The following is a 13,424-nucleotide window of genomic DNA, read 5'->3' as shown; positions in this document are numbered from 1 at the left end:
TCGGGCTATTACTTAAGGGATAAAAAATGCCCCGTTGTGATTTGATACACAAACGGGGCGAAAAGTGTAAAGGAAATTAAAATTTTTACTTCGCAGCTTCCAGTAGTTTATGGAAAATAGCTGTATTATCATATACCCCCCTGAATAAAAACGAGCGGGCTCCGTAAGCAAATACGGGAACGAAAGCATTCGTATGATCGTTGCTGCTAAAATTAACCATCACACGTCCTGATTTACGGTCAGAATCGAGTAATGTAAGTCCGCCAGTTTCATGATCTGCAGTTACAACAACAAGCATCTCTGGATCCTGATCGGCCAACTTTAAGGCTTCTTCGATCGTTTTGTCAAAATCCAATGTTTCCATGACCGAATATTTAAGGTCATTCGCATGACCAGCATAGTCAATCTGCGCAGACTCTGCCATCAGAAAGAATGGTTTATCATCACGGGACAGAAACTTTATGCCATCCAGCATAGACTGTTTTAAAATCGTTGATCGACCATCTTTCACAGGCTTAAGAAGCTCGTCTGACAGGAACACAATCTGCTTACCACCGGATTGATTGATCTGATCTTTTACAATCGAAACACCGGCATATCCTTTCCAGTCACTTTTCTTCTGCAACCATCCGGGTTTTCCGCCCAGAATAAAATCCATTGTGGAATGTTGGAACTGTCCTAAAATGGATTCGCTCTCATTCCGTTCCTGCTGATGGGCATAGAATACTGCGGGAGTGGCGTCAGTCACATCACCGATGCTGATCACCCCTGTTTTCCACCCCTGATCGGCCAGTACCGCAGCTACGCTGGGCAATGGCTTACCGTTTGCATCGACAGCAATTGCGCGGTTATTTACTTTCTGTCCTACAGCGATAGCAGAACCTCCAGCGGCGGAGTCGGTATTGTCCGAATTCAATGCCTCGGTCTGCGAAAGTCCGACTGTTTTGATCTGTGTCATATTGAGCGCGCCCCCATTGGCCAATGTCGCTGCTTTTACAGCGGCCAGCCCCATACCGTCTCCAATCAAAAGCAGAATCCGCTTCACCTTACGGTCCTGACCGTCATATTGAAAACTCGGTGTATAGATCGCCTGTGGTTTTGCCGACTGGAAAGATGACCGTTCACGCTGCTCAAGAAATAACTCTAAGGTCTTGGGATGATCGGTATTGATCCAGTAAACGCCGAGATTGATAAGCTGCTGCCAGGCATTGGGACTGTCGTGTGTTCCGTAAAAACGAAAACGAAGTCCCAGCGAATCTGCCTTGGCGACCGCCTTTTTGATGGCTGGAATATTTTCAGGTAATCCCTTACCATTCCAATCCGTATAGTCCTTTAGATCAGCACTGATCAATCCGGTCTGTGCCAGGCTTGCTGCATCGTAGTTCCAATTGACTTCGCCGTCAAAAAACATCCATTTGGGATAATCCTTAAATCCATCTGGTTTAGGTCTCCCACCTGTTACGATTACTTTAATGGCATTGGCATTTTTAAGTGGATTGAACAGATCACCATATTGTTCAAGCGCCTTGATAAGAACGGGCAATACCTGTTTATAGTTTTCTTTGACGTCAATCAGCAACTGTAGTTTTTTTGCTTTGTCAGCAAAGGCTGTTCCGCCATTTTTGCGGTATTGCTTAGCAACAGGATCCAGATAAAGCGCATTGAGCGTATTCTCCGTTTTCATTTCCTTTGCGTCATGCGCAACCATCAATTTACCATTGCGCAGGAAAATATCTGCTTCAATGGATTGCATTCCCGCGTAATAGGCCGTATAGAAAGGCTGACTCTGCCAGTAATCATTATGACTATGTCCAGCATAGTTGATCGCCCCTACCTGTCCTTTTTCACGGTTGAACATCAGCTGCTCAAATTTCTCATTGAGTGTTTGTGCGGAAGACCCTAAAGGTCCTCCGCACAAGCCAGCGATTATCAATAAGCCGCCCAATTTATTTCGGGAGACTTTTGGAACTTTTACCATCCTTGATTCTGTTTAATCAGACCTGCACTATTATCCACTTCCTGTTGAGGTACTGCCCACACATGGTGAATTTTTGGGTCAAACTTACGACCGGCGAACTCTATTGGCATGCCTGAACCATTCTTCATCGCATAGGTATGAAGCGGCTTGGCATACGTTGCCTCGGCATCACCCCAACGTACTAAGTCACGATGACGGTCTGAAAATTCGCCCGCCAACTCATTACGGCGTTCGCGTTTCAGATCAGTCAATGTCATCCCTGTCTTTTCGATAAGGTTGGCACGTTTACGTATCATATTCAATTCTTTATCTCCTGCACCAGCACCATTCAGCATAATCTGAGATTCGGCTTTGATTAACAAGATCTCCGCAAAACGGATCAAAGGTACATTTAGATCCGTAGCCATGTGATTTCCATTTGGACTCACATGAGTACCGATCGGAGATGGATGCGAGAACGGCTCCATATATTTGTTGAACTGCATATCACAAGTCGCCGAACCTGCTGGAGCAAATATCCGCTCGCTTCCAAAGAACATAAACTTATCCCCAGGCTTCAAGATCGTTGCTTCCCTACGGGCATCACCTGTTTCATAAGAATCATAAAGTTCTTTGGTTGGCATATAGTACCCCCAGCCATTGTATAATCCCCAGGCACCATTGGTCAACATCACACCTGGTAAAATAGATCCCCAGCCATCGGTACCAGCAGGGGTACTTGTAACAGACCAGATGTACTCAGGTCCCCAGTTATTCGCAGCTTTAAAGACATCCGTAAAAGATTTTTCTAAGCCACGTTTACCCTGATTGATCACCATATCGGCATAAAGGATCGCATTTTTATAATCTTTCTTATACAGGTACATTTTGGAAAGAACTGCCCATGCGGCTACTTTATGTGCACGGCCATAATCGGCCACATCTAGCTCATCAAAAAAGGGCAATTGATCAGCAGCCGACTTGAGCAACTTTTCAATATGAAGATAATTTTCTTCGACATTAGCCGCTCTTGGTGTTGCCTTTTCGTTGTCCATATTTTCAACGGTAACAATAGGGACCCCAGCGCGTTCGTCCGCATAATTCGCCGCCAGTTGGAAATACATATAACCTGCATTAAAATTTGCTTCGCCCAAAATGCGGTTCTTAAGCTTCTCATCCATAGCAATGGAAGGGACGTAACGTAGGATTTCATTGGCCTGTTTGATAATCGCATAGCGCATTTGCCATTGTGATTCGGTATAGCCACCACCGATATAATTGCGATTAAATGTGCGAATATTTTCTGCTTGCGCATTATTTCTTCCAGTGACCATATCATCACTTGCGTTTAGAAACCAGGCAAATCCACGACCATAGAAATCCTCATCATCATAAAGATTGTAGAGTCCATTAGCCCCTTTTACGGCATCTTCTTTGGTTTTCCAATAGCTAGCCTTAGATGGTGCTCCTTCCGGCAGGATATCTAATTTATTCGTACAAGATTGAAAAGACACCCCCATGCTTCCTAAAAGCAGGGCAAAACATATATTTCGAGTTATTTTTTTCATTGGAGTATTTTTTTTACAGGATAATCAAGTTGAACCATTCGATTATAAAATCCCATACAGTTTCCTATTTTATCCAAGTTTGAAATTAAAAAGTAACAGCCGCTCCAAACAAGAATGTACGTGATTGTGGATAACGACCCGCATCCACACCATAATTGTTTATTCCTACCTCAGGATCCATTCCCGTATATTTCGTCACAGTAAACAGGTTGGTTGCCGAAGCAAAGAACCGCAGCTTCTGTATCTTATACCTTTGTGTTAATTCCCGTGGTAGCGTATATCCAACGATCAGATTTTTTAAACGTAGATACGAACCATTTTCAATGTAGAAGTCTGAAACGTTAGAGAAATTACCATTTAGATCTTTTACAGAAACACGTGGTATATCCGAATTCGGATTGGACTCTGAATATGCATTTTTTATTTCCTCAAACATATTATAAGGTTGTCCTGATGCTGCATTTAAACCTGTATATTTCAATGCATTGAACAGCTTATTACCTTGCACACCCTGAAAAAAGATATTGACGTCAAAGTTCTTATAGCTACCATTGAAAGTCACACCATAGTTAAAGTCAGGGTAAGCACTTCCTAAAAATACACGGTCCTTTGCGTCTATAATACCATCACCATTCTGATCCACAAACTTCATATCCCCTGCCTGCGCATTTGGTTGTATTTTCGTTCCGGCACTGTTTTTATATTGCTCAGCTTCTTGATTAGATCTAAAAAGACCTGCGGTCTCCAAACCATAATATGAATAGAGTGCTTGTCCAGGTTCTGTTCGTAAAGGTTTTAGTATTCCGCGATAATCGACTTGAGAAGGAATACTTGGATACTGATCAATCAAAGATTCCACATTGTTCGTGATCTTGTTGACGGATGCCCTGACATCATATTGGAATGCCGCGTCGGCTTTACTACTGTAGTTCAAGGCGATCTCTAATCCCTTATCTCTTACAAGACCACCATTTACATATTTATTTTTCACACCTGTCGTACCTGGAAGTGTGATTTGCATAATCATATTGCTTGTATTCTTAACAAAATAATCCGCATTTAAGGTTAGGCGGTTGTTCAAAATACCCAGATCCAAACCAATATTGGTTTGTTTGGATTCCGCCCAGGTTAAATTCGGATTACCCATTGCCTCTTGAATATATCCAGGTAATAGAGCTGGTGTTTTTCCAAACCAAGCGTCCACTCGTTTCAGCAAAGGACTAACTGCTGTAGAAGGTAATGTGGCCAAATCACCCAAAATACCGTAGCTCACCCTCAATTTTAAGGTATTAATTACTTCTGAATCCGAGAGAAATGCTTCCCGATGGATCGCCCAGGCTCCAGAAACCGATCCATAGTTTTGGAACTGATTCTCTTTAGCGACCAAGGAAGTACCATCGCGACGACCAATCAACGTCAACATATAACGGTTGTCATAATTGTAATTTGCACGCAATAAGTAAGACAACAAGGCCGTTTTTCCCAAACCATCATCAACAGGCTGGATACGACCTGCATTGACCAAGTAACGGTAGTTTTTAGCTTCATCATCAAAGTTTTCACCAATGACATATTGATAATTCATTTTGGTCTGTTGATACATAAATCCGGCCAAGCCCTCAATATGATGTTTGCCAAAATCCTTCTCATAAGTCAATGTTTGCTCCGCCAAGATATCTGTTGACCGCTCGGTCCTTATCGTAAGGGAATTGGACATATTGGGTTTTCCAATTTCTGGAATGCGTGCTGTAAACTCTTTGAAATCGGTGAATTGCTTGGTGTAGGCAAAATTTGATCTAAATTTCAACCCCGGAAGCAATTTGAGTTCTACATATGGATTGATCAACAGGTTATGTACAGGGTTATCCACGTCCAATCGACTTAAATAGGCCACCGGATTAATCACATCTCCATAAGATCCCGGACCATACTTTTCTGGAAGTCCTGAAAATTTGCCTGCATCATCATAAACAGATACATTCCGTGGGTAATGAATTGCGGACAAAACAGCCCCTGTATAACCCGAGCTTGTATTTGCGCCCTGTCCATTGGTAAAGGAATAGGAAATATTTTCGCCCAATTTTAACCATGGTGTCAACTGCGTTTGCGAATTTATACGGAAATTGTAGCGTTTTCCATACGTATTAATCAATATACCTTCAGCATTACGGTAGTTGAAACCTGTATAAAAAGAAGACTTTTCATTGCCTGCACTTGCAGATAGATTATAATCCTGTGTGCGCGCTGTACGAAAAATCTCGTCTACCCAATTGGTACGGGTAATCTGCCCATCGGGATATTTGCTTGCATCAAAAGCGGGGTCGCGTGCTACTCCTGCATTATCTGCCGCCTGATTGGAAATCATGGCACGGTCTGCCGCATTCAACGATTGCAGAAGGTTATGTGCTTTTTGCAATCCATATTTCGCCTCAAAATCGATTTTTAATTCCCCTGCTTTTCCACTCTTTGTTGTCACTAAGATAATACCACCAGAAGCACGGGCTCCATAGACAGCCGCGGATGCATCTTTCAAAACACTGATATCCTGAATATCATTTGGATTCAGATCTGGCACCCCATTAAAAATTACCCCATCAATGACATAAACAGGTTGTTGACCATTCAAACCGCCCATTCCACGGATATTGATACTTGGTTTAGATGTTGGATCCCCGCCTTCAGCTGTTACTGTAACCCCAGGAGTTCTTCCCTGCAATACTTCCCCTATCCCTGCCATTGAACGGCTGTTTGTACCTTTCAAATCTGTTGTAGCAACAGCACCAGAGACTGTACTCTTTCGTTGCGTACCATAACCAACCACCACTACTTCCTCCAATTGACTGGAATCTTCCGTCAGGGTAACTGACAGACTATTCCCTGTCACCTGTTGATCCAGTGACTTGTACCCGACAGAACTAAAGCGAAGGGTCTCGCCTTGTTTGGCTGACAATTGAAATTGTCCCCTTGCATCCGTTACTGCTGTTTTTCCTGATTGAACGTTTTTAACTGTTACTCCTGAAACAGGCACGCCATTGTTCGCGACAACTGTTCCTTTAATCTGGTCCTGAAAGACACTACTTCCAACAATGGAAGAAAAAGGCTTTTTTACGGGGAATGCTTGTCCCTGATAGGCAATCCCAAGCGCGAGTGGTAGAATTAGAAATTTATTCATATGATTGATAATGTGTGGCGAAAGTAGAAATTAAGGGTTATTAAAATTTTAACATCATGTTAACAAAATGTAAACCCGTCCTCAGTTCGTTTAATTGGTATATTTTTTTGGTTTTCATAAAAATATAATTTTTTTTCATATCTTCAAATGTATGTACATAGATAAAAATTCGATTTAGCAGACTATTTTTCCAACCCTTTTGTATTCCAATAGAATTGGATATACTATTCCTACTTTTTTACTTATCTTGTAATCCAAACAACAACAACCTTTATGATACCACAACTCAAAAGAATCGCGATCTTATGTTTGTTACTGATCAGCGCTTCCTTACGACTTTTTGCTCAGGACAATGGAAAGGCGGATTGGTTTAAAGATGCCCGTTTTGGCATGTTTATCCACTGGGGCTTATATAGCGCTGCTGAAGGTATGTGGAAAGGTGAACCTTTACGATATATGAATAATTATGCGGAATGGTTACGCTACCGCAACCGTGTATCGAAAGAAGAATATGGTAGCTTGGCCAAACGCTTTGACTGGAACAAGATAGATCCAGAACAATGGGTGCTCCTCGCAAAAGAGGCCGGAATGAAATATATGATCATCACGACCAAACATCATGATGGTGTCGCGCTATGGGATACCAAAGTGGGAACCTACAGTTTACCTAAACTGAGTGGATCCAACCGCGATGTGATCAAAGAAATCGCAGCGGCCTGTAAAAAACATGGCATGAAACTCGGCTTCTACTACTCACACTGGATCGATTGGGAACATCCTTATGGCTGGAATCATCAGCAAGAATTGTCCGGACACGTAACCGATGCCCAATACAATCAGTATTGGCAAGAGAAGGTAATACCACAGCTTCGTGAACTTATGAGTAACTACGGCGATATTTCGCTGATATGGTTCGATATGTGGATCCCTTATCAAAAATCAATCATCAAAAAAGAGCAGTTACTTCAGGTCGTAAAATTAATCCGCGGGCTACAACCGAACTGTCTGATCAATTCACGTCTTGGTCTTCCGACAGATGCCGAAAATGTAGATTTCGAAACCCTTGGTGACAATCAATTTGGCAGCAACTATATTGCCCACCCTTGGGAAACGCCAGGTACCATTGCCCACTCCTGGGGATATAACGGTCAGGAAAACGAATGGAAATCAACAAGCCAGATCTTCCAATCATTGATTTCCAATGTCAGTCTCAATGGTGGATTCACCCTTAATATTGGTCCGCGAGCCGACGGAACTGTTCCTTATGAAAGTGTAAGCCGTTTACATGATGTAGGCTCCTGGCTAAATTCCTATGGCAAAAGCATTTATGGCGCCACTGGTCTTTCTTTAAAAAACAACCATTTTGACTGGGGTTACCTGACCACAAAAACCGAACAAAATAAAACGGTTGTGTATGCGCATGTATTTAACTGGCCTTTGGATCATAAACTTCGTATTACAGGTATCAAATCCAAACCGTCCAACATAGCAGTAGTGAAAGGTAACAGTTCGACTACTTTGAACTATGAGCAGAAACTGAGCTCAATCCATATTGACCTACCTGTGGATCAACCGGATCATTATGTTTCGGAAGTAAAATTAACTTTCGATGGTCCCCTGGAACTGGACAAAAATACCGTCCCTGAATCCACTTTTGGTGGTTTTTCTCTAAAATCAACCAATAGCCTCAACAATGAACTGAAAATCGTACGTTATAATGGCAAAAATCCAACCTATGCTGTCCTCACAGGAAATACGAAGATCGACTGGGAAGTAACAGTTACAGAGGCGGGAACATATGCACTAGATTTCTCTGCGCACAATCCCAATAAAGAAAACATTCCCTTCGAAATTAGTGTAGCTAGTCAACAACTGAACGGAACTTTTGAACCTACAAATAAAATGGTTGTCGAACCAAATGAAAATAACTACACCGAAGAATTTGTAGAAAAACGTATCGGAACATTAAAATTTGATAAACCGGGTAAATATATCTTGACCTACAAAAGTCAACAACAGCTTCCACTCTGGTTTAATTGGTTATGGCTGGAAAAAACAAAAAATTGAGCTGTTTAGATCAATAACTATTAAAAAAAGGGCTTATGATGTTTTGTCTTCATAAGTCCTTTTTTTATAATTGAAAACTGTTTTATATTCTTTTTCATAAAACCTTCCTCAACAGTTTAAATCCCTATTTTCAAATCATTTTTGACTGGATTAATTTTACAAAGGATTTATTTAAAACCTTCCAAAACCATTTGCTCTTTTCCGTGTTACACATAATAACCTACTCAGCAACCCGTTATATAAAAATTACCTATTTTAATATTTTTTTATTATTTTGTGGTAAAAGTTACCAATTTTGTAAATTGAGACCAGACCAGTCTCATATCTTATAAATGAGTAAATTAATCCTAAATATTGTTGGATAATGCATCTGCAACGGGACTCTTTATCTACACCTTCCGCTCAAACGCAACGTTCGGGATTAGAAGGATTGATTACAACTTCGGAAGATGGAACCATGTTACATCTCAACGCACGCGCATGCGAGCTTTTAGCCTTGGACGAGAATGGAGCTAAAGGCAAGAAATTACATGAATTAATCACATTCTATTCACCCGAGGATGCATCCGCTCTCAGCGCGAAACGTTCCCCCTTCCAAATCGCTCTCAACAACAATCAAGTCCATCAGGAAACAATCCTGGGAATCGCAATAGAAGACTCCTTTAGGTGGTTTGTATTTCATATTACGCCATTCACCGAAGAAAATAAGCCCCACCTGCTGCTGTCTTTCATCGATGTCTCCAAGCTTGTCAATCAGAATCAGGCATTAAAAGATAAACAACATGAGCTTCAATTACTGGTTGCCTCGCTCAATGATCTCGTTTTTGAAGTCTCCGACATAGGGGTATTTAAAAATTATTGGACAAACGATCCAAGTTTGCTATTCTATCCACCGGAGGAATTTCTGAATAAAAGCCTGATCGAACTTTTCCCGGCAGATCTAGCCATACCGACAATTCAGCTGATCCAAAATTCATTAAAGCTTGACCGTGAGTTTAAAATGGAGTTTCAGTCTCCTTCGGAAAAACATAAAGACAGGTGGTATAGTTTGCAGATAAAGCCTATTCACCGAACACAAAACCGGGTCGCCTTGGTTATTTCAGATATAACCAAACAGATAGAATCAACAGAAAAAATAAGATTTAACGAGCATAAATTCAATCAGGCATTCCATTTCTCGGGTCTGGGTATTGCATTGACAAACCTCGATGGCTCTTGTATTGAGTCGAACAATACATTGACAAAAATCGTGGGCTATACACAGGAGGAAATGTCGAAAATGAAATTCGCCCAAAAAACACACCCAGATGACATAGAACGCGATATTGAGCTTCGCAAAAAGCTTATTCAGGGTGAAATTGATAGCTTTACCGTACAAAAACGTTTTCGACATAAACTAGGCCATTTTGTATGGTGCTCTGTCACCATGGCTGCTGTCTTCGACAGCGCCAATACGCCATTGTTTCTGATCAGCCAGATCCAGGATATTTCCGAATCCAAGAAAAATATCGAGATATTAAAGCAACAGAAAATAGAATCCGATCTAGTTAAAATTGATCTTGAGACCAAAGTCAGGCAGCTGGAAGAGTTTGCCAATATCCTGGCACATAACCTAAAGGGCCCCTTGAGCAATATGCCAATGCTTATCGATGAACTCAAAATTTCGAAAGATGAAAAGGTGAAGGCTGATTTTTTAGATCTTTTAAAAATTAGTAGTGAGCAACTCACCGAAACCTTACACGACTTAGGCGATATCCTTGAATTACGTTCAAATAAATCGCTCGTATTCGAGAACTGCAATTTCCTCGATGTATATCTGAAAGTAAAACAACAGTATATTCAGGAAATACAATTGAAGAATGCGATGATTTCAGTAGAATTCAATGTAAAACATATTCATTACCCCAAAATCTATCTGGAGAGCATTCTAAGTAATCTCATCAGCAACTCCCTTCGGTTTACAGCGCCAGGCAAAGCACCACATATTGAAATCAGCACTTCCATGGTAGAGGACGGCACATTGCTAACTGTAAAGGACAATGGACTAGGCATCAATCTACCTAAATATAAATCGCAGCTTTTCATGTTCAAGAAAGTTTTCCATCGTGGTTTTGAGAGTAAGGGTATCGGATTATTTCTCACACGCTATCAGGTGGAGTCACTGGGAGGTAAAATAGATGTACAAAGTGAACCAAACGAAGGCAGTATCTTTTCCGTCAAATTTTTAGAAAGAACGTAATGAATCAGGAAAATAAAAGAAAAATCATCCTCATAGACGACAATGCAATATTACGCACTATTTTCGGCTATATGCTTCAAGGATTCTCGGATTACCCTATTGAATTTCACCCTTTTAAGAATGCATTGGATGCATTGGATTTTTTAGACACGCATGATATCAGTACATCTTTGGGGCAACCCATATTATTTGTTGATATCAATATGCCTTTTATGACGGGTTGGGAATTGATGGACGTTTTAGAAGATAAGCCCGATTTCATTAATCAAACCAAGATTTTTATCATCAGCTCTTCCACAAGTAAAAGTGATCAGGAACAACTGGCAAACTACCCTTTTATAAGTGATTTTATCTTGAAGCCTTTTGGTAAGGAATTGTTATATGAAATTCTGAGACAGAGCAATTAAAAAATTCTCATACTCAACAGAAGCAATTGCCTTCAGAGGTTTGTTTAGTTAGGGACATTATTACTTACCCGAATATGCTATTAAACCTTTAATTATGGGCAACCTATCTTAGTTGAAAATAGAAATAGGACCCCGCAAGATACAGGTTCCTATTTCTATTTAAATTGTTATATCGCCTTACATTTGTCGGCCAGCCAATTCTTTTCTTCACTTGAGAGATGCGTTGATAATTGATCAAATACCCATTGATTATAATTATTCAGCCACGAAAGATGTCTTTTTTCCAACAGCGATTTCTCAATCAAGTCTGTCGCAATATAACATATTGTCAATGTCTCAAAATCCAAGAAGTCGCCGAATTCCGAGGAACCTGCCTTACGCGTCAACACCAAATTCTCGATGCGGATACCATGCTTGCCAACACGGTATAGACCAGGTTCAATGGAGGTGATCATACCCGGTTCAACAGCAACATCTATCGCAGCAGCATTAAATGTCTGCGGTCCTTCATGTACATTTAAGAAAAATCCAACGCCATGGCCTGTACCGTGACCATAATTGCGCAAGGTCTCCCACAATGGACGGCGAGTAATCGCATCGATTTGATAACCACGGGTGCCTACAGGAAAAATTGCCTGCGACCCCTCTATTGTACCTTTCAGCACCAAAGTATAGTCCTCCTTTTCCTCCTGGGTAAGTCCGCCGAGCGAAACAACTCGTGTAATATCCGTTGTACCTGTTTTATATTGGCCACCAGAGTCCACTAACAACAAGCCCTTTGGACGTAAAGTATAATTGGATTTCTCATTCGCCGAATAATGTGGCAATGCACCATGGTCCAGGTAGCCTGCAATTGTTGTGAAAGAAACATCAACAAATCCCTCTTGGCTCTCACGAAATCCACGCAATTTATCTGCAATAGAAAGTTCAGACAGCTCTTCGCTGGCAACGTTTTCTTCCAACCATTTAAAAAACTTGGTAAGTGCAACACCGTCTTTTACAAAAGTATGCCTGTTATTTTCAACTTCTACTTTATTCTTAATTGCTTTTAAAGTCGTAGAAGGATTTATTTTTTCGACTATTTTAATGCTTTCTGGAACGCTATCAAACATCGCAAAGCAGGTGCGTTTTGGGTCAATCAAGATAGCCTTTGCCTGCAATGTCTCGATCGTGTGATAGATATTGTCGTATGCAGCGATTTCAACGCCATAGCTTCCTAATTCAGCAACGGTTTCGGCGCTCAATTTCGATGGTTCGATGTAAAGTGTCGCAGTATCAGCAGTGATCAATACGAATCCCAAAACAACTGGATTGCAAGGTACATCCTGACCACGGATATTAAGTAGCCAAGCAAGATCATCTAAAGAAGATATTAAATGTGCATCGGTCCGATTTTTCTTCATTTCAGCCCTTACAGCTTCAATCTTCGCCACGGTAGATTGTCCTGTTGTACTTTCCGGCAACAAGTAGGCCTGCGCTTTTGGCAGCTCTGGTCTACCTTCCCATAAATCAGCGAGTAAATCAACATGACCATCCACCTGAATATCCAAGGGTTCCAAGACTCCTTTGACGGATTGAGCCACCAAGAGTGACGCCAGATTTCCGTCAAAAGCAACCTTCGCTCCTGCATTCAATTTCTCTCCTAACCAATCCGCATACTCCGCCGCTGCCTGGACTTTCAGTTTAACCAATTCAAAACCGGTTCCTTCCAATTGCTCCACTGCCTGGACAAAATAACGGGAATCTGTCCAAAGACCCGCAAAATCTTGTGTGATTGCCAAGGTACCTGCAGATCCTGTAAACCCTGATGCCCAAGCAATACATTTGTAACGTTCTGGTAAATATTCACTGATATGAGGATCTGATGATGGGATAATATATCCATCGATTCCTTGAATCTTCATAGCCTCACGAATAGCAGCTAATTTTTCGATATGCTTCATGTCGTCTATACAATTTTATGCAAGTTAGGATTTTTTAGGGTCGAATGCCTAACTTTAAGCCAAATAAAACA

7 protein-coding genes are annotated in these 13,424 nt (G+C 41.2%); 3 read left to right on the top strand and 4 right to left on the bottom strand.

Features of this window, described 5'->3' with window-relative positions:
* Nucleotides 1-85: 85 nt before the first annotated feature.
* The 3 genes from DFQ12_RS23195 to DFQ12_RS23185 all read right to left on the bottom strand — a co-directional run bounded on the left by DFQ12_RS23195 (nucleotide 86) and on the right by DFQ12_RS23185 (nucleotide 6,697).
* A complete protein-coding gene (locus DFQ12_RS23195) occupies nucleotides 86-1,978 on the bottom strand; it encodes an alkaline phosphatase (protein WP_120261439.1) in 1,893 nt (630 codons plus the stop codon).
* Nucleotides 1,972-3,525 carry a RagB/SusD family nutrient uptake outer membrane protein gene (locus DFQ12_RS23190; RefSeq protein ID WP_120261438.1) on the bottom strand — a complete coding sequence of 518 codons (1,554 nt, stop codon included), beginning with the start codon at nucleotides 3,523-3,525 and terminating at the stop codon, nucleotides 1,972-1,974. The genes DFQ12_RS23195 and DFQ12_RS23190 overlap by 7 nt, the downstream gene beginning before the upstream one ends.
* A gap of 85 nt (nucleotides 3,526-3,610) precedes the next feature.
* Nucleotides 3,611-6,697 (bottom strand): SusC/RagA family TonB-linked outer membrane protein, encoded by a 3,087-nt coding sequence (locus DFQ12_RS23185; protein WP_120261437.1) that lies wholly within the window; start codon nucleotides 6,695-6,697, stop codon nucleotides 3,611-3,613.
* A gap of 273 nt (nucleotides 6,698-6,970) precedes the next feature.
* On the opposite strand from DFQ12_RS23185, the gene DFQ12_RS23180 reads away from it, so the two are divergent.
* The 3 genes from DFQ12_RS23180 (at nucleotide 6,971) to DFQ12_RS23170 (ending at nucleotide 11,410) form a co-directional block, all read left to right on the top strand.
* The gene (locus DFQ12_RS23180) at nucleotides 6,971-8,764 is read left to right on the top strand and encodes an alpha-L-fucosidase (protein WP_120261436.1); all 1,794 of its coding nucleotides are present in this window, start codon (nucleotides 6,971-6,973) and stop codon (nucleotides 8,762-8,764) included.
* 364 nt (nucleotides 8,765-9,128) lie between these two features.
* Nucleotides 9,129-11,003 (top strand): PAS domain-containing sensor histidine kinase, encoded by a 1,875-nt coding sequence (locus DFQ12_RS23175; protein WP_120261435.1) that lies wholly within the window; start codon nucleotides 9,129-9,131, stop codon nucleotides 11,001-11,003.
* Nucleotides 11,003-11,410, top strand: a complete 408-nt coding sequence (locus DFQ12_RS23170) for a response regulator (RefSeq protein ID WP_120261434.1) — start codon at nucleotides 11,003-11,005, stop codon at nucleotides 11,408-11,410. The genes DFQ12_RS23175 and DFQ12_RS23170 overlap by 1 nt, the downstream gene beginning before the upstream one ends.
* A 167-nt stretch (nucleotides 11,411-11,577) precedes the next feature.
* Here the strand turns inward: DFQ12_RS23170 and DFQ12_RS23165 are convergent, their stop codons facing one another.
* Nucleotides 11,578-13,353 (bottom strand): aminopeptidase P family protein, encoded by a 1,776-nt coding sequence (locus DFQ12_RS23165; RefSeq protein ID WP_120261433.1) that lies wholly within the window; start codon nucleotides 13,351-13,353, stop codon nucleotides 11,578-11,580.
* Nucleotides 13,354-13,424: the final 71 nt, after the last annotated feature.

Source organism: Sphingobacterium detergens (assembly GCF_003610355.1).
In the GTDB taxonomy this organism is placed as follows: domain Bacteria; phylum Bacteroidota; class Bacteroidia; order Sphingobacteriales; family Sphingobacteriaceae; genus Sphingobacterium; species Sphingobacterium detergens.
The sequence above is the reverse complement of the archived record's forward strand: the minus strand, read 5'-3'. Positions and strand labels throughout refer to the sequence as shown.

Coding starts and splice junctions, on each gene's coding strand:
- DFQ12_RS23175 (WP_120261435.1), top strand. CDS start 9,129: ATGCATCTGCAACGGGACTCTTTATCTACACCTTCCGCTCAAACGCAA.
- DFQ12_RS23165 (WP_120261433.1), bottom strand. CDS start 13,353: ATGAAGCATATCGAAAAATTAGCTGCTATTCGTGAGGCTATGAAGATT.
- DFQ12_RS23180 (WP_120261436.1), top strand. CDS start 6,971: ATGATACCACAACTCAAAAGAATCGCGATCTTATGTTTGTTACTGATC.
- DFQ12_RS23170 (WP_120261434.1), top strand. CDS start 11,003: ATGAATCAGGAAAATAAAAGAAAAATCATCCTCATAGACGACAATGCA.
- DFQ12_RS23195 (WP_120261439.1), bottom strand. CDS start 1,978: ATGGTAAAAGTTCCAAAAGTCTCCCGAAATAAATTGGGCGGCTTATTG.
- DFQ12_RS23190 (WP_120261438.1), bottom strand. CDS start 3,525: ATGAAAAAAATAACTCGAAATATATGTTTTGCCCTGCTTTTAGGAAGC.
- DFQ12_RS23185 (WP_120261437.1), bottom strand. CDS start 6,697: ATGAATAAATTTCTAATTCTACCACTCGCGCTTGGGATTGCCTATCAG.